This is a genomic window from Haloimpatiens myeolchijeotgali (genome assembly GCF_042688525.2).
Taxonomy (GTDB): Bacteria; Bacillota; Clostridia; order Clostridiales; family Clostridiaceae; genus Haloimpatiens.
Window position 1 is genome coordinate 3248242 of record NZ_JBHWAB010000001.1, and the last position, 17429, is coordinate 3265670.

The 17429-nt window shown below is 28.2% G+C and carries 16 protein-coding genes; 2 read left to right on the top strand and 14 right to left on the bottom strand.

The window, feature by feature from the left end; genetic code table 11:
- Positions 1-79: 79 nt before the first annotated feature.
- Together murA and ACFIJ5_RS14500 are read right to left on the bottom strand one after the other, a co-directional pair.
- Entirely contained in the window at positions 80-1399 is a 1320-nt protein-coding gene (murA, locus tag ACFIJ5_RS14495; protein ID WP_379808279.1) for a UDP-N-acetylglucosamine 1-carboxyvinyltransferase, read from the bottom strand.
- A 407-nt stretch (positions 1400-1806) separates the two neighbouring features.
- Positions 1807-3330 carry a glycosyltransferase gene (locus ACFIJ5_RS14500; RefSeq protein WP_379808281.1) on the bottom strand — a complete coding sequence of 508 codons (1524 nt, stop codon included), beginning with the start codon at positions 3328-3330 and terminating at the stop codon, positions 1807-1809.
- A 158-nt stretch (positions 3331-3488) separates the two neighbouring features.
- Here ACFIJ5_RS14500 and ACFIJ5_RS14505 point away from each other — a divergent pair, with 158 nt between their 5' ends.
- Positions 3489-4160 carry a polysaccharide deacetylase family protein gene (locus ACFIJ5_RS14505; protein ID WP_379808283.1) on the top strand — a complete coding sequence of 224 codons (672 nt, stop codon included), beginning with the start codon at positions 3489-3491 and terminating at the stop codon, positions 4158-4160.
- A gap of 395 nt (positions 4161-4555) precedes the next feature.
- On the opposite strand, the gene ACFIJ5_RS14510 is transcribed toward ACFIJ5_RS14505, so the two are convergent.
- From ACFIJ5_RS14510 to ACFIJ5_RS14530, 5 genes are all read right to left on the bottom strand, one after another.
- Positions 4556-5548, bottom strand: coding sequence for a CgeB family protein (locus tag ACFIJ5_RS14510; RefSeq protein WP_379808285.1), 993 nt, complete (start codon positions 5546-5548; stop codon positions 4556-4558).
- A 275-nt stretch (positions 5549-5823) separates the two neighbouring features.
- Positions 5824-7839 carry a methyl-accepting chemotaxis protein gene (locus ACFIJ5_RS14515; protein ID WP_379808287.1) on the bottom strand — a complete coding sequence of 672 codons (2016 nt, stop codon included), beginning with the start codon at positions 7837-7839 and terminating at the stop codon, positions 5824-5826.
- 211 nt (positions 7840-8050) lie between these two features.
- Entirely contained in the window at positions 8051-8209 is a 159-nt protein-coding gene (locus ACFIJ5_RS14520) for a hypothetical protein (RefSeq protein WP_379808289.1), read from the bottom strand.
- A gap of 137 nt (positions 8210-8346) precedes the next feature.
- On the bottom strand, positions 8347-8514 hold the full coding sequence (locus ACFIJ5_RS14525) for a hypothetical protein (protein WP_379808291.1): 168 nt from the start codon (positions 8512-8514) through the stop codon (positions 8347-8349).
- Positions 8515-8808: 294 nt separating this feature from the next.
- On the bottom strand, positions 8809-10824 hold the full coding sequence (locus ACFIJ5_RS14530) for a methyl-accepting chemotaxis protein (protein ID WP_379808293.1): 2016 nt from the start codon (positions 10822-10824) through the stop codon (positions 8809-8811).
- A 469-nt stretch (positions 10825-11293) separates the two neighbouring features.
- Between ACFIJ5_RS14530 and ACFIJ5_RS14535 the strand changes: the two genes are divergently transcribed.
- Positions 11294-12070 (top strand): ribonuclease H family protein, encoded by a 777-nt coding sequence (locus ACFIJ5_RS14535; RefSeq protein ID WP_379808295.1) that lies wholly within the window; start codon positions 11294-11296, stop codon positions 12068-12070.
- Between the two features lie 65 nt (positions 12071-12135).
- Here the strand turns inward: ACFIJ5_RS14535 and ACFIJ5_RS14540 are convergent, their stop codons facing one another.
- The 7 genes from ACFIJ5_RS14540 to ACFIJ5_RS14570 form a co-directional block, all read right to left on the bottom strand.
- Positions 12136-13086, bottom strand: coding sequence for a sugar-binding transcriptional regulator (locus tag ACFIJ5_RS14540; protein ID WP_379808297.1), 951 nt, complete (start codon positions 13084-13086; stop codon positions 12136-12138).
- Positions 13087-13106: 20 nt separating this feature from the next.
- The gene (araD, locus tag ACFIJ5_RS14545) at positions 13107-13808 is read right to left on the bottom strand and encodes an L-ribulose-5-phosphate 4-epimerase (RefSeq protein ID WP_379808299.1); all 702 of its coding nucleotides are present in this window, start codon (positions 13806-13808) and stop codon (positions 13107-13109) included.
- The gene (locus tag ACFIJ5_RS14550; protein WP_379808301.1) at positions 13798-14667 is read right to left on the bottom strand and encodes an L-ribulose-5-phosphate 3-epimerase; all 870 of its coding nucleotides are present in this window, start codon (positions 14665-14667) and stop codon (positions 13798-13800) included. Before ACFIJ5_RS14550 ends, araD begins: the two co-directional genes overlap by 11 nt.
- Positions 14668-14672: 5 nt before the next feature.
- Positions 14673-15326 carry a 3-keto-L-gulonate-6-phosphate decarboxylase UlaD gene (locus ACFIJ5_RS14555; RefSeq protein ID WP_379808303.1) on the bottom strand — a complete coding sequence of 218 codons (654 nt, stop codon included), beginning with the start codon at positions 15324-15326 and terminating at the stop codon, positions 14673-14675.
- Between the two features lie 143 nt (positions 15327-15469).
- Positions 15470-15751: a PTS sugar transporter subunit IIB gene (locus tag ACFIJ5_RS14560; RefSeq protein ID WP_379808305.1), complete on the bottom strand. Its 282-nt coding sequence runs from the start codon at positions 15749-15751 to the stop codon at positions 15470-15472.
- Between the two features lie 63 nt (positions 15752-15814).
- Positions 15815-16879 carry an L-ascorbate 6-phosphate lactonase gene (ulaG, locus tag ACFIJ5_RS14565; RefSeq protein ID WP_379808307.1) on the bottom strand — a complete coding sequence of 355 codons (1065 nt, stop codon included), beginning with the start codon at positions 16877-16879 and terminating at the stop codon, positions 15815-15817.
- A 39-nt stretch (positions 16880-16918) separates the two neighbouring features.
- The gene (locus ACFIJ5_RS14570; protein WP_379808310.1) at positions 16919-17359 is read right to left on the bottom strand and encodes a PTS sugar transporter subunit IIA; all 441 of its coding nucleotides are present in this window, start codon (positions 17357-17359) and stop codon (positions 16919-16921) included.
- Positions 17360-17429 lie beyond the last annotated feature (70 nt).

Below are 17429 nucleotides of genomic sequence, written 5' to 3' on the forward strand. Positions count from 1 at the left end.
TCCCCAAAAATTCTAAAAAATTTCTATAGAAATTTTTAAAAAGTATTCTAACATTTATGTATTTTATTTACATTGAAGATTAAAGTGCATATTCTGATGGTGTTGAAATGCTATTATCCTCACATATTTCAATATCAACACCTAATTCTCTAAAATCTTCTACAATATTTTCATATCCTCTTTCAATATGCTCTATACCAGTAATTCTTGTAGTTCCTTCTGCACCTAATGCTGCCAGTATTAATGCTATTCCCGCTCTTACATCTGACGCATGAACCCAAGCACCTTTTAAACTTTTTCTACCAGGAACTACCACATTTCCTTCCCTCATAATTATATCTGCACCCATTTTATTTAATTCAATACAATGTTTAAATCTATTAGGATAAACATTATCCACTACAATACTATGACTATCTGACCCAATTAATAAAGAAGTAATTGGCTGTTGAAGGTCTGTTGGAAAACCTGGATACATTCCTGTTTTTACATTAACTCCTTTAATATTACCATCTGAGGAAGCTTTAACAAAATTATCTCCTGTTTCTATTTGTATTCCAGCTTCTTCAAGTTTTTCAATACATGGCATTAAATGTTCAGGAATTACATTGTTTACAACAACACTTCCTGATGTAATACCCACACTCATAAGAAAACTTCCTGCAGTTAATCTATCTGGAATAATAGAGTGTTGTGTACCTTCCAATTTTTTCACTCCGTCTATAATAATTGTATCAGTTCCAGCACCTTTAATCTTAGCTCCCATTTTATTTAAAAATATTGCTAAATCTACAACTTCTGGATCTCTTGCTGCATTTCTAAGGGTTGTCCTTCCTTCTGCTAAAACAGCTGCTAATAATACATTTATAGTAGCTCCACATGTTACCACATCAAAATAAATATCCGCACCTGTAAGTTTGGCAGCTTCTACAGTATAATAATCTTTTAAGAAAGTAAATTTTGCACCTAATGCTTCTAATCCTTTTACATGTTGGTCAATCGGTCTAGATCCAAAATTATCTCCACCTGGATATCCAATTGAAACTTTCTTTTGTCTTGCTAATAATGCTCCAACAAAATAATACGCAGCTCTATACTTTGAAGACTTTTTAGGTTCTATATCAGCCGTAGTAATTCCTGATGCATCTATTTTAACACTATCTTCTTTTTGCATTACATTTATTCCAATATCTTTACCTATATCGTATATAACTTGAATATCTGAAATACAGGGAACGTTTTTCAAAACAACAGTTTCATCTGACAAACAACATGCAGTCACTATTGGTAGAGAACTATTTTTGGAACCTAATATTGAAACACTACCATTTATACCTCTACTCTTTCTAACTTCAATCCAACGCATATATGTATACCTTCCTTTTTTTCTATTATTCATTTTAGGTTTTCCTATTATTTTCTTATTTAAAACTATTGTGAAAATTCTTTTGTATTTTTTCTACGTTTATATTTTTATTAATATTAGTGCTATATTTTCTAGTTAATATTTTATATCACATTCAATATATTATATCATTTTTATACCACTTTATTAACCACTTTTAATAAAAAATACGGGGACGGTTCATCTTTTTATCTTCCAATTTATTATTTTCAACTCTATATCTATAAAAAAATTACCATTTCCCCTGTTTTTAGTTAATTATTTAATTCAACTTTCTCAGATAAAAATATTCGCTGCGCTAGACAGTATTTTTTTACTGCAAAAATTGAATTATTTAAGTAAATGAGTTGATTTTCACTGTTAAGTAGTAAAAATTAATGAACCGTCCCCAATATATACTTCTAAATACCAACATAATCTTTGAAGTCCTTTGTATATTTAATAAATTCACATTCTCTCATCAACTTTTTTTTACTAACTCGCCAAGTGTGACTTTTAACATCTTCTCTTCTACATACAGTATGATTAAATCTATCACTGGAAAATATTTTTACACCTTTTTCTATATTTTGAATACAAAATCTATAATCTTCTCCTTTTGATGTGTGAAGAAACTTTGTATTTCTTATGCCACTTTTTTTAAAAGTTATTGTTGATCCCATTACCATTTTTACAAATTTATATTCTTCATTAGAATTTCTTATTGCTAGAGAGTTATTTTTTTCAAAATAAAAATATGCTGCTTGTTTACCTACTATTGATGCATTAGTATATTTAAAGCAATTCATTAAATCCCTTATATATTCACAATTATAAAAGTCATCGTCATCAAATTTTGAAATAAATTCATACTTTGAATTTTCAATAGCATAGTTTAAACAATCACCTAAAAAAAATTTCTCATCTATTTGAAGAACTTTAATATTATCCCCATAAAATTTTGCTTTTTCCTTCCACTTTTTAATGTCCATTTCATTATTATTTAAAACAATTATAAGTTCTTTTTTTCTATAATTTTGCCTTGAAAAATTTTCAAAGACATTATTCATAAAATATGGCCGTTTAGTACCAATAATAATAGATACACCTGGTAAATAATCTATGTTACTCTTAATATTTGTCTTTTCTATAATTTCAGCAAGCATATTCTTATATGTGTACTTATTTAATACTTCTCTCAAAATTAATGCATCTAATCTATCACTAATTTCCTTATCTTTAATAATTTTATTTAATCTACGAAACCTTGTACTATTAAATAATACTTTAACTCCATATATATAAGCATTTATAATATTTACTTCTTCACTTATTATTTCAAAAATTTCTTTAGCTACTTCTGTATATCTATTTTTATTCATCAACCTATTTATAATATTCCAATCATAATTTATATAATTATTTACAATACTGTTTTTATCTATACTTTTAAAAAACGATGATTTTTCTCTGCTCTTATTCCAAAAATACGGTTTATGAATAGCAGGCTGTATACTGTTAAATAACATATATATATTATTATTGTTTAATATTTTCTTGTATCTATTAAAACTTTTTGTATCTATTGTAAATACATAATCAAACAATTTAACTATCTTTATATATTTTTCAATATCTTTTACTCCATTTTTATAAAAAAATACTGTAGGTATGTTATTTTTTTTACAGCATTCAGTTAAATCTTTTAACTTGTTGTTATTATCGTTTCTTAAAGATAATAATTGTTTTTCCCATGCACTATTATTGGTTACAGTTTCAACTAATAACAAATCAGGATTATATTTTTCTATTTGTTTGATATACCAATTACTATCCAATGCTATAACTGTACATTCATAACTTAAACATTTTTTAGTTATACTATCTACAATTACTGCTAACTTCAACTTTTCTAAATCTATTGCTGTTTTCATATCTACACACATTATTTTCCTCCTAATAGAAACATTATTAATAATAATTTTCCAACCTTTACTATTAATCTATGAAATTCAATACATTTCAGTGTATACCATATAAGATAGTCCCTATCTATTTTATATTGAATATGCTATATTAAGAATATTTAAAAGGAGTGTAATAAATGCTTCTAAAAAATTCACATAAATCAAATTTGTCTTCATCGGTTATTTTAAAATATCCTACAAAATCGAAAAAAATTGCTCTTACTTATGATTGTGGTGGAAAAGGTAAAGGAGCAACATTAGAAATTCTTAATGTTTTAAAAAAACATAATATAAAAGCAACATTTTTCATAACAGGACAATGGGCAGAATGTTATCCTTGGTTAGTTAAAAAAATAGTGGATGAAAATCACGAAATAGGAAATCACTCATACAGTCATCGTGATTTTACAAAATTAACACGAGATGAAATTATAAAAGAAGTAACTATTACAGAAAGATTAATAAAAAACATCACCAATATTAGTCCAAAGCCTTTAATTAGGTGTCCCTATGGTTCATTTAATAATGAAGTTCTTAAAATTTTAGGATTAATGGGTTATAAATATACTATTCAATGGACTATAGATCCAAGGGATTGGGAACTCCCCCCTTCCGATGTTATTGTAGATAGAATTTTATCCTCAATAGTAAATGGCTCTATCATTCTTATGCACAACCACAGCCAAGCTACCGCATCTGCTTGTAACACATTTATACCTAAGTTAAAAAAACATGATTTTAAATTTATAACCATTAGTAAAATAACTAATTATATACGTACAACTAAAAAGAAATCCATATATCGTTAAAATAGTTAACAATTTATAGAAGACAGTTAAGGTTGATTTTTGCTTTAGCAAAATCTTTAATTATATATTAGTTATTTTGCCTCAAGGCAAAATTTCCTTAATTATTAATTATTCACTCAACTTTCGCAGTAAAAAATACTGCTTAGCTAAGGTAAATGATATATTGCGTAAGAAACATTTGAACAAAGTTTACAAGTTCTTAGCTTTACGAATTTGAAAAAAGTTATTTTTTAATTACTGATTCCTACGGAATATTAATTAAAAAATTTTTTTTCAATATGAGTAAAGCTTAGAACTTGTTACTGAAGTGAAAGGTTTCTGAGCAAGATATCATTTCCCGTAGCGGTTATTTTTCATCTGCGAAAGTTGAATTATATAATATTTATTACATTTTCCTATATTGTACTCCTTATTATTCCTTCTTTTTTTAATACGTCCATAATATATAGTGCTCTGTGCTTATAGGTATGATTTTCTTCCACTGTTTTATTTCCTTTAATTCTTATTTTTTCTCTTTCATCAGGTTTCTTTGAATAATATTTTACTAATTCCACAGTCTCTTCTGCACAAGATGAAACGACTAAATCATATCCTGGTTTAAACAATCGCCTTATTTCTTTTGTATCAGATGTTATTAAAAATCCTTGTGATCCTAATATTTCATAAGTTCTTTGAGTAAGCTGAGTTTCATGATTTTGCAAACCTAATATTATATCCGAACTACTATATACTTTGTTAGCTTTTATATAATCTAAATATCCATGTATCCATCTATTAGGTATTTTATATCGAAGTATATTTCTCATCTTATCCCAATCTTTTCCCCAAAAATCAACACGAATATTTTTTTTGATCAAAGGTTTGATTAGTGTTTTAATAGATTGAATTCTATAATGATTAGTATATTTTTTAAGAATATGTGGATATGCATTAGCAACTACAGCTATAGGTTTTGCATATTTAAGTTCAGATTTTGTTTTATAATGTGTACCTGGTTGATATGCAAAATCTAAATGAGCTGAATTAATACCCATCTTTTTATAAAAATCTACCATAGAAGGACAAATAGTGAAAATAAAATCTATTTTACTGTTTCTAATCAATGGTAATGTGAATGTTTTAGTATGTGTTGGATCTTCTGTTGCCCAATATATATGAGGAATTTTTGCTTTTTTGAGGTACTTTTTTAACCAACTTTGTTTTTCCTTAGAATGTTCCTTGGTCCATCCCATTGAAAATACTAAATCAGGTTTATATTTCAAAATCTTATTGTAGAGATTTCGTTTTGTTGATATGCTAGATATCAAAACTTTATGTCCTATATCTTGGAATCCTCTAGGAAGTCCATAAATCCACATAGGATGACTTTCTAAAAATAAAATACGCACATTTAACACTCCTAAATATATTAATGTTTTAAAAGTTCTCAAATAGTTCCTATATAAATATCTTATTTTTTGATTTTCCCTTATTAATTGGATTAATTCGTTTTTTCATTAATTTTTATTCCCCCTGTAATGTTTCATATCAATATATATATATGAAACATTACAGGGGGACGGTTCATTATTTTAATCTTAAATGCAAAAAGAGACAATTCATTTCCTTTTACTATATAAATAGATAAAAAGAATGAACCATCCCTTTATTAATTAAATTTTTTTTACTTATTATTGTTTATTTTAAACCTATTAACTTCTGCCATCATTTCTTTTGTCATATTACTTAATACTTGTGATGAAGCTGCAACCTCTTCAGTAGTTGCATTCATTTCTTCAGATGAAGCTGCTATTTCCTCTGATGAAGCTGAAACTTCCTCTGAAATTGCTGAAGCACCTTCCACTTTTTCTAAAATAAGTCTTTTTCTATCATCTAAACTTACAGCAGATTTATTAGTATTTTCAATCTTAGGATTTATTTCATCCACTGCTTTCGTTATTTTTTCAAAAGAACTTATTGCTGTATCTATTTCCTGTTTTTGATCTTTTAATTCATTTTTAACAATTTCCGTAGTATCAACCATTACTTCTGTGTCTTTAGAAATACTTCTAACTATATCACCAATATTTTTTGATGACTCTTTACTCTGTTCTGCTAACTTCCTAATTTCTTCAGCAACTACAGAAAATCCTTTTCCTGCTTCTCCTGCTCTAGCTGCCTCAATAGCTGCATTTAAAGCTAATAAATTAGTTTGTTCAGATATACTATTTATAAGATTTGTTATTTCATTTATTTTTGTTATACCATTTCCAACACCTTTTATTTTAGAAATTAATTCATTAAATGTTTCATTAACCTTGCCTACTGAATTAATTACATTTTCCATGTCTTTATTGCTACCATATGCCATGGATTTTATTTCTCTGTTTCCTAATTCAATTTCTTTTATAGACCTTACCATTTCATCTAACTGTCCACTAAACTCATTTAATATTCCTGTAATATTCATTAAATCTTCTGCCTGCTCACCTGTTCCTTTTGCTACATCTTGAATAGCTGTTGCTACATTCTGTGATGAAGATGACATTTCTTGTGCAGCAGATGATAAACTTTCAGACTGCATATCAATATTATTTGAATTATCTTTTATAGTTTGAATCATTGATGTAACCGATGATTGCATTTCATCAACTGCTTTTGACATATCACCAATTTCATCTTGTCTTTTCATAAACTTCTGTGGAACCTCATTAGTAAAATCCCCACTCGCTATAAATTTCAAGTGATTTATTGATGCTTTAATAGGCTTTGTTATACTATTAGAAATTATTATAACTAAAATTATACTGATAACTATAAATATCAATGATGCTACAATAACATACAGCTTCAGATGAGTAAGTTCTGCTAGTACTTCATTTTTATTTATAGCAACACCAATAGACCACCCTGTATTTTTCATTGGTGCATACGCTACGTACTTATCCTCACCATTATATGAATATTCTCCTGTTCCAACTTCACTACCTATCATTTTTTGATGTATTTCTGCTAATCCTTTCAAATCAGTATCTTTTTTAGCATGTTCAATAACATTTTCTGCATTAACAACTAATTCTCTATTTTTATGTGCAATAGTTATACCCTGTTTATTTATCATAAATGCATTTCCACTTTCACCAACTTTAAGATTTTCTATAAAGTTGCTGAACACATTTCCATCTCTTATAGCTGTCAATACCCCTACAACTTTATTATTTTTCTTAATAGGAGCAGCATATACAATGACAACTGATCCATCTACTTTACTAACAAATGGATCAGTTACATTAGTTATTCCTGAAAGAGCTTTTTGAAAATATTCTCTATCACCTAAACTACTTTCAGTTCCATTTGTAAATTTTGCCGAACCATTTTTGTCAAATATGCCCATTCTTAAATGTCCACTTCTTTTTGATTCACGAGAAAGTATTTGAAGTTTTTCTTCAATAGATATTTTTTCATCCGCAATTTTATCATTTTGTCCCATCTGTTCTAAAGCATTCATTTGGTTTTTTACAGCTGTCTCCATTGCAACAGAGGCCTGTTTCACTGTTTCTTTTAAAGTTAGATTTACAGTATTAGTTAAAGCTTTTTGGGCATTTTGTTCAGATATAAAACCTAATCCTGCGCATACGCCAACTAATAAAATACCAAAACATACAATCATATATGTTTTTATGCTTTTAATCTTTTTCATACTACTCCTCCTGCTCATCTTAGTATTTGCGAAATTTTTTGACAATTCTAATAGATTTATCGACATTTTTCGATAAATCTTAACTAGTAATTTAAGGTTAGTAATGAATATCTAAATCAAAATGAAAGTTACTAGTAACAAATCCATGAAAACATTTTACTATTTTTATAAAAAAATAAGGAACAGTTCTCAAAAGTTTGATGAACTGTTCCTAAGATATTAATATAAAAAATCCTGTAAATGAAATACACAATAATCCTAATAACCATTTAATATTGTCTCTTCGCCTTGCCTCACTTATAAATATACCTATAACAACACTAATTAAAATCACTAAAAATCCTATTATTTCCTTTAATGCTCCGTCCATTTTTTGCCTCCCTCTATATTCTTTAAAATTCTCTTATATACTTACTTTTTATTAATTTTTATTTTTATTAAATCATATCTCTTTATATATATTTTAATAGAAATTCTTTAATTTTTTATTAAGACTTTCTTAATATTTTATATACTTATACTATTTTGCATACTAATTAACATCTGTAGTACTTGTGCTTTTTGTAAATCCTCTTTATTATCAACTATAACATCCTCTTTTTCTTTAATCTCTTCTATTTCTTCTATCTCATCTGTATTTATTAATTTATCTAAAAAACTCTTTAATATTGTCATAGTAGCTCCCCCTTCTTTAATTCTTTGACCTTACATATTTATTATATAATTTCTCTAAAACATCAACCATCGAAATACATTACATTTTTTATATTTACCTTACATTTTTGTAATAACAAAAGCATACATTGCATAAAAAACCTTGTTCAAATGTTTTTTACACAATATATGCTTTTTCAACCTACGTAAGGTAGAAATTATAAATTTACATATTACAATTTTACACAAACCTATTATTCATTAAATTTATGTAACTTTAAGCCAATAAATTCTTTCAAAAAATTTATAATTTGTTTACTTATTACTATTTATTTTGAATTTATTAACTTCTTTCATCATTTCTTTTGTCATATTACTCAATACTTGTGTTGAAGCTGCAACTTCTTCAGTAGTTGCATTCATTTCCTCAGATGAAGCTGATATTTCTTCTGATGAAGCTGAAACTTCCTCTGAAATTGCTGAAGCACCTTCCACCTTTTCTAAAATAAGTCTTTTCCTATCATCTAAACTTACAGCAGATTTATTAGTATTTTCAATCTTAGGATTTATTTCATCCACTGCTTTTGTTATTTTTTCAAAAGAATTCATTGCTGTATCTATATCCTTCTTTTGATCTTTTAATTCATTTTTAACAATTTTCGTAGTATCAACCATTACCTCTGTGTCTTTAGAAATACTTCTAACTATATCACCAATATTTTTTGATGACTCTTTACTCTGTTCTGCTAACTTCCTAATCTCTTCAGCAACTACAGAAAATCCTTTCCCTGCTTCTCCTGCTCTAGCTGCCTCAATTGCTGCATTTAAAGCCAATAAATTAGTTTGTTCAGATATACTATTTATAAGATTTGTTATCTCATTTATTTTTGTTATACCACTTCCAACACCTTTTATTTTAGAAATTAATTCATTAAATGTTTCATTAACTTTGCCTACTGAATCAATTACATTTTCCATATCCTTATTGCTTCCATCTGCCATAGATTTTATTTCTCTATTTCCTAATTCAATTTCTTTTATAGACCTTACCATTTCATCTAACTGACCACTGAATTCACTTAATATTCCCGTAATATTCATTAAATCTTCAGCTTGTTCACCTGTTCCTTTTGCCACATCTTCAATAGCTGTTGCTACATTTTGAGATGATGCTGACATTTCTTGTGCAGCAGATGATAAACTTTCAGACTGTATATCAATATTATTTGAATTGTCTTTTATAGTTTCAATCATTGCTGTAACTGATGACTGCATTTCATGGAGTGCCTTTGCCATATCACCAATTTCGTCTTCTCTTTTCATAAACTTTCTTGAAACCTCAGTTGTAAAATCTCCACTTGCTATAATTTTTAATCTATTTACTGCTACTTTAATAGGTGTTGTTATACTATTAGAAATTAATATAACTAAAATCATACCAATAACCATAAATATTAATGATGCTACACCTACATATAAATTTAAACTATCAAGTTCTGATAGTACTTCATGTTTATCTATATCAACACCAATAGACCATTGTGTACTTCTAATTGGTGCATAAGATACAAACTTTTCTTTTCCATCATAAGCATATTGTCCTGTTCCAATTTCACCTTTTATCATCCTTTTTTCTATTTCCAATAATTCTTTCATCTTAGGATCATTTTGGTATTTTTTTATTTCATTTAATCCCTCATTAACTGCTTTTCTATCTTTATATGCAATAGTTGTTCCTTCTCTATTTAACATATATGCACTTCCAGTTTTACCAACTTTAATATTTTCCATAAAATTACTAAATACATTTCCATCTCTTATAGCTACTAACACACCTACTACTTTATCATTTTTCTTAATTGGAGTAGCATACGCAACAATAACTGATCCATCTGCTCTACTAACAAATGGATCAGTTACATTAGTTGTCCCTGAAAGAGCTTTCTGAAAATATTCTTTATCTTTTAAATTCAATACTTTGCCACTTGTCATTCTTGCTGTACCGTTTATATCAAATATACCCATTCTTAAATGTCCACTTCTTTTTGACTCGCGAGAAAGTATATTAATTTTTTCATCACTAGGAATTTTTTCATCAACAATTTTATCATTTTGTGCCATCTGTTCTAAAGCATTTATCTGGTTTTTTACAGCTATCTCCATTGCAACAGTGGCCTGTTTAGCTGTTTCTTTTAAAGTTAAGTTTACAGTATTAATCAATGCTTTTTTTGCATTTTGCTGAGATATAATTCCCAATCCTGCACATACAACAACTAATAAAACACCAAAACATACAATCATATATGTTTTTATACTTTTAATTCTTTTCATCTTTTGTTTTGCCTCCTATTTATGCTTTGTTCTACATTTTTATACAACTACATTATATTTATCGACATTTTTTTATGAATCTTTAAATAAAAAATTTAGTCTACACACTTGATATTCAATACTTACCTCAATGTAATTCTAATTTTTCGTATAACTACATATAGAACAAAAACATATATTACATGAAAAACTTTTTTAAATCTTTTTTACACAATGCATACTTTTTCAAACCATATAAGATAAAAATTATAAATTTATATGTTTACATTTTACATAAACTTGTTATACACTGAATTTACTTAACTTTAAAACAATAAATTTTTAAAAAAATTATGATTTGCCCAATAATAAAAATTTAATTCATACACTTAATATTTAGTATTTATCTCAATGTAATTTCATTCGTTCATATAACTATATATGAAATACATGCTATAATTAAGTAAAATACTAAAAAGGGGATTTATTCATGAAAATGTTAGTTTTTCATATGAAAATTATTAATAAAAATGATGATAATTTTAAAATAAAGATTTTTAATAAAAATGAAGAAGTCCATATAATATTTAACCCATTTACAAAAAACCTGAACTTTCTAACTAACAACAATTTGACTGATTATTTAAAGAAAAATGAGTATCAATTAAGAAAATTACTTCATAATAAACGTCCAAATACATATTTTATTGGATTTGAATTAACTTTCGCTTTTAGAGATGAAAAAGATGTTGCATCTTTTAATGATAGAACTAAAATAGTTGTTCTAGATAAGCAAAACGGAAAAAATGAGAGTTATACACTATCTAAAGGTAAAAATAAAATATACAAAATGTATATAGATGGAAGCTTTTGTGATAAAAAAAATAAAGGAGCATATAGTATCATAATTGAAGATTTAGAAGGAAATTATAAAATGTATTCTGAAAAAACTCATGAATGTGGAAGTTGTCAAACAGAACTTAATGCTGCCATTAGTGGATTAAAGATTTTAAAAGACATAAGTGAAATACGAATTATAACGGATAGTCAATATGTCAGAAAAGGATTAACTGAATGGATAATGTGTTGGAAATTGAATGGATGGAAAACTGCTAACGGTGAAACAGTGAAAAATATAGATAACTGGAAACTTTTCGATATGTTAACTGATAATAAATATATTGAATTTGAATGGGTAAAAGGTCACTCTGACCATTTTGAAAATACTCTTTGTGATCTTTATGCTAGAGAAAACCTAAAAAAATAAGAACAAAGGCATCTATTACATAAAAAATGAACGTCCCCATAAAAAAAAGGGCAACATTGCCCTTTTTAGTGTTTATCTGCTAATTCTAAAACATATTTTATTGTTTTTTCATCTGTAACAAGTGTATCTACATATCCACCTTTTAATATTGCATGAAGGGCTTTACCCTTCTTCTTTCCACCTGCAACTAACATAATCTTATTGTTTTTTATGCTTTCCGTTTTTATTCCAATGATGTTTTTATTTATATCTATATCTAAAAATTCACCATTCTCATCAAAAAAATGAGCACATAAAAATCCAATACCGCCATTTTCTTTTATTTTTCCCTTCATATCATTTTCAACATATATATCCCATATAGGTTGATTAAAGTTTCCATCAATTGAACCTAAACCTGTAAGTATTAAATCACAGTTTTCAATCATATTTAAAGAATTTTTTATAACAGGATTGTTAATCAAAATCTCTCTAGTTGATGGATCCTCTATATAAAGGGGAGCAGGAAGTGGATATAATCTTCCTCCTATTTTACTAGAAAGAGTTGTAGCATTGCTAAGCATATCAGCATCACCCATGTCATAACTAAAAGCACCAAATAGCTCAGCAATTTTTACATTATCAATTTTTTTATTCTTCATTTGAGAAACTGTACTTCTTATAGTGTTTCCCCATGAAATTCCTACAGTCATTCCTTCTTTAATCTCTGATAATAGTACTTTAGATGCTGTCTTTCCAATTTCTTCAAGTGTATCTTTATAATTTGATAATGTTTTTACTATCTCAATATTTTTTACATTAAATCTATTTTTTATCTTATTCTTAAGACTTTCAAGAGAATCACTTTCATAATTTATGTTAATATCAACAATATGAAGCTCCCTTGCCTTCTTAAGCAATCTTGAAACTTTAGGCCTAGAAAGAAATAACTTTTTAGCTATTTCATTTTGAGTCATACCCTCTAAATAATACATAACTGATACATCTATTAATAATTGACGTTCATCATTTTGCATATTATCACCATTCTAAAAATTTATTTTGCCTTCTGCCCATAATATGCGTTTGAACCATGTTTTCTCAAATAATGCTTATCAAGTAAAGTACTATCAATAGATTTAGCTCCTTTATTTATAGCTTCAGTTCTAAAAGCCATTTTTGAAACTTCTTCTAATACTTTTGCATTATGAACAGCCTCTTTAGGATTTTTACCCCAAGCAAAAGGCCCATGATTACAAACAATTACTCCAGGCATTTCTAAAGACTTATAATTTCTTTCCCTTATTGTCTCTATTATAACATTTCCTGTCTCTAATTCATAATTATTGTTAATTTCATCATTTGTTAATTTTCTTGTACAAGGTATATTTCCATAGAAATAATCTGCATGTGTAGTTCCATAACTTGGAATATCGCATCCAGCTTGTGCCCAAGATGTAGCATATTCTGAATGTGTATGAACTACTCCACCAATATTTTCAAAAGCTCTATATAAAGCTAAATGTGTAGCAGTATCTGATGAAGGATTCAAATCACCTTCTACGATATTTCCATCTAAATCCACAACTACCATATCAGAAACTTTCATTTCATCATAACTAACACCACTTGGCTTAATAACTACTAAACCTTTTTCTCTGTCAATACCACTAACATTACCCCATGTATATATTACTAAATTTTGTTTTACCAATTCTAAATTTGCTTTAAAAACTTGTTCTTTTAATTTATCCAACATTGCTAGAATCATCTCCCATTCTTTCTTCTAACCATAGTCGTGCATTTTTGATTTCACATATTGATTCTTCAATTGTATAATCTTTTTCATTATCAGCCCACATTTCAACTAAAAAAGGACCTGTATAGCATAACTCTGATAGTTTTTTTAACAATTTAGGGAAATTAACAGTTCCTTCGCCAAATGGTACACATTTAAATACACCTGGTTTTGTATCTTTTAAATGCACAGCAACAATGTGATTAAAACCTTTCTCCAACTCTAATGATGGAGTGCTTGTCCACTGTGTTAAATTCCCTAAGTCAGGATAAATTTGCAACCAAGGCGAATTGACCTCTTCAATATATTCTAAACATCTAGATATTGTGCCAATAAATTCTGTATCCATTATTTCAATAGACAACATAATATTAGCTCTAGCTGCAGCCTTAGCTGAATATTTTAAACCATCAATAAACATTTTTTTAGTTTCTGCATCACTATCTTCATAGTAAACATCATATCCTGCTAATTGTATATTTCTTATTCCTAAATCTTCAGAAAGCTTAATAGCTTTATCCATTATTTCATATGCTCTATTTCTTTTAGCTTCATCCTTACTTCCAAACGGAAATCTTCTATGACCACTTAAACACATAGATCTTATGTGAAAGTTATTTTTCTTTAAAAGTTTTCTTAATTCTTGTCGTTCTGCGTCAGTCCATTCTAACCTGCTTAATCTTTCATCACTTTCATCAACTGAGATTTCTATAAAATCAAATCCTGCTTTTTTAGCAACTTCTATCTTTTTTTCCCAATTAAACTTGTTTGGTATTGCTTTTTCATAAATACCAATTGGATTTTTCTTCAAATCAATCATATTAATTAACTCCAATATTTTTTGATCTCAGCCTTAAATGATTTTGCTGCTTGTTCTGGACTCTCTGCATCACGAATACTTCTACCTGCTATAAAGCAATATATAGGATAATCTTTAAACAATTTAATATCCTCAACAGTTAAACCACCAGTAACTGTTATTTTAAATCCCATATCGCATAATCTTCCTATTTTTTCTAAATCTTCACTTCCCCAGCTTTTTCCAGCTGCTTGAGCATCTCTAGATCTATGATATACAACTTGTTTTAATCCTGCTTCTTTCCACTTTTGAGCTTGTTCCCATGTCCAGTCACCATAAAGCTCAATTTGAACATCTCTATCTTCACCAAACTCTTTTGCAACATTAAGCATTCCTGCCATAGTTGGTATTTCTGCACAACATATAACTGTCATCCAGTTTGCTCCTGCTCCATAACATTGCTTTGCAAGTAAACTTCCTGCATCAGCACCCTTTATATCTGCAAGAATAATCTTTTCAGGATATAAAGCTCTTAAACATCTAACCGGTTCCAAGCCTTCTGCAACATGAAGAATAGTTCCTACTTCTATAACATCAATGATGTGTCCAATCTCTCTAATTGATTCCATTGCTGATTTTAATGATATATTGTCTAATGCTACTTGTAATTTTGGTTCCATAATAATACCTCCGCTAAGTTTTATTTTGATATTGGAAAACGGTTATTTATTACATAAGCAGCTATCTAAAATTGATGTAAGGAAAATTATTTCCTGCTAAATGTATAATAACCGTTTTTATGTTATAAATCTTTCTTTTTATTCTATAGTCCTAATGCTTCTTTTACCTTGTTACGTATTTCATCTTCTGAAAGTAAGTTTACAAGACCTATTACTTTTGTATCTCCAGTAACTTTAAATTCTCCTACGAAAGGTTTTCCAACTAATATTAAATCAAAGTTATTTGTTTCAGTTTTTGCTTGACCAACGCTTGCATGGTGAACATTACACTCTATATTCATATCTTTTAATACTTTTTCAATTTTCATCTTAATTATAAGACTTGATCCCATTCCATTACCGCATGCTGCTAAAACTTTTAACACAATAACCACTCCTTTTTATCGAATTATCTATTTTTTTATATTAGTATTTTTAATAATGATCTCTTATAGTAATGACTTAAATGGTAAATCTGGTTCTATAGCAAATGCATCCTCAAATCCTCTTGGATAGTTGTACTGTAAGTCATCTTTATTAGTTGGATAAACAAATTTTCCTCCTACTTGCCATATATAAGGATTAAAATTGTATTTCAATCTATGTTTTCTCATGTTCCATAAAACTAAGATTTCATTAGGATCTGCTTGGAAGTTAGTCCAAACATCATGGTGTATTGGAACAACAACTTCTGTATTTAAACACTCTGCCATTCTTAAAATGTCAACAGCAGTCATTTTATCAGTCATACCTCTTGGGTTTTCTCCAAATGATCCAAGTGCAACATCAATCTTATGATCATTTCCATGTTTTGCATAATAGTTTGAATAATGTGAATCTCCACTGTGATATAAGTTACCACCTGGTGTTTTAATTAAATAGTTAACAGCTAATTTATCCATATCTTGAGGCATTTTATCTTTTAAAGTTACTCCAGCAGGAGCAGTTACTAACTCTGTTCTATCAAATGATTCAAGAACAACAATTTCAGTATCTTTAACTTTAACAGTATCTCCTGGTTTAACTGCTATACATCTTTCTTTTGGTACTCCCCAGCTTATCCATAAATCAACACAAGCTTGTGGTCCTATAAATGGAACACTATCATCACAGTTTTGCATTATTGCTGCTGCTACATGTGGATCTATATGATCACCATGATCATGAGTTGCCAAAAGTGCATCTAACTCTTTTATTGCAAAAGGATCTAATACAACTGGTACATTTCTCAAATTTGGTTGTAATTTTAAGCATCCTATCATACGTTGATGTTGATGTTGTTTTCTCATTAGTGGATCTTTCTTTGTTCTTTTTCCAGATTTAACCCAAAGGTCAATACATATATTAGCATTCCCTTCAGTCTTAACCCATATTCCTGTACATCCTAACCACCACATAGCAAATGTTCCCGGCTTTACTACTTCTTGTTCAATCTCTTCATTTAACCATGTTCCCCACTCAGGGAATGTACTCATTATCCATTTCTCTCTTGTTATTTCATCTACTTTACTCATGTTTTTCCCTCCTAGCATTTAACTTCCGTAATATATCTATTAAACAAACGCTTTTAACATTTCTTCAGCATTTTTTGCACTAAAAATAAGATTATGTTTTTCTTCATCAGATAAAATTGTTACAAGTGATTGTAAAACTTCTAAATGTGTATTAGAGTTTGCACATGATAGTGCTATCAACAATTGAGCTTTATGTTCTTCAGCTTCTGAAAATGCAACAGGCTTTTCTAATTTTAAAACACTAAAACCTACACTCTTAGAACCTGCTTCTGGTCTTGCATGTGGCATTGCAATATTTGGAGCTATTACAATATATGGGCCATGTTTTTTAACAGAACTAATCATGGCATCTATATATGATTGTTCAACTAAACCTTGTTTTAATAATGGTTCAGCTGATTTTATTATTGCCTCTTCCCAATTACTAACTTCCTTTTCAAATTGAATAAAATCTTTAGTTAATTCAAATCCTGCTATCATTATCTGCACCTCCAAATTTAATCTACCTTATGTCTTAATGATAACCTTATCATGAACATATGTCAATATA

What these genes read in the sequence shown, in the direction of transcription:
- araD (WP_379808299.1), bottom strand. Translation starts at nt 13,808, where the DNA reads ATGTTGGATAAATTAAAAGAACAAGTTTTTAAAGCAAATTTAGAATTG.
- ACFIJ5_RS14570 (WP_379808310.1), bottom strand. Translation starts at nt 17,359, where the DNA reads ATGATAGCAGGATTTGAATTAACTAAAGATTTTATTCAATTTGAAAAG.
- murA (WP_379808279.1), bottom strand. Translation starts at nt 1,399, where the DNA reads ATGAATAATAGAAAAAAAGGAAGGTATACATATATGCGTTGGATTGAA.
- ACFIJ5_RS14500 (WP_379808281.1), bottom strand. Translation starts at nt 3,330, where the DNA reads ATGTGTGTAGATATGAAAACAGCAATAGATTTAGAAAAGTTGAAGTTA.
- ACFIJ5_RS14550 (WP_379808301.1), bottom strand. Translation starts at nt 14,667, where the DNA reads ATGATTGATTTGAAGAAAAATCCAATTGGTATTTATGAAAAAGCAATA.
- ulaG (WP_379808307.1), bottom strand. Translation starts at nt 16,879, where the DNA reads ATGAGTAAAGTAGATGAAATAACAAGAGAGAAATGGATAATGAGTACA.
- ACFIJ5_RS14525 (WP_379808291.1), bottom strand. Translation starts at nt 8,514, where the DNA reads ATGACAATATTAAAGAGTTTTTTAGATAAATTAATAAATACAGATGAG.
- ACFIJ5_RS14515 (WP_379808287.1), bottom strand. Translation starts at nt 7,839, where the DNA reads ATGAAAAAGATTAAAAGCATAAAAACATATATGATTGTATGTTTTGGT.
- ACFIJ5_RS14555 (WP_379808303.1), bottom strand. Translation starts at nt 15,326, where the DNA reads ATGGAACCAAAATTACAAGTAGCATTAGACAATATATCATTAAAATCA.
- ACFIJ5_RS14505 (WP_379808283.1), top strand. Translation starts at nt 3,489, where the DNA reads ATGCTTCTAAAAAATTCACATAAATCAAATTTGTCTTCATCGGTTATT.
- ACFIJ5_RS14540 (WP_379808297.1), bottom strand. Translation starts at nt 13,086, where the DNA reads ATGCAAAATGATGAACGTCAATTATTAATAGATGTATCAGTTATGTAT.
- ACFIJ5_RS14530 (WP_379808293.1), bottom strand. Translation starts at nt 10,824, where the DNA reads ATGAAAAGAATTAAAAGTATAAAAACATATATGATTGTATGTTTTGGT.
- ACFIJ5_RS14535 (WP_379808295.1), top strand. Translation starts at nt 11,294, where the DNA reads ATGAAAATGTTAGTTTTTCATATGAAAATTATTAATAAAAATGATGAT.
- ACFIJ5_RS14520 (WP_379808289.1), bottom strand. Translation starts at nt 8,209, where the DNA reads ATGGACGGAGCATTAAAGGAAATAATAGGATTTTTAGTGATTTTAATT.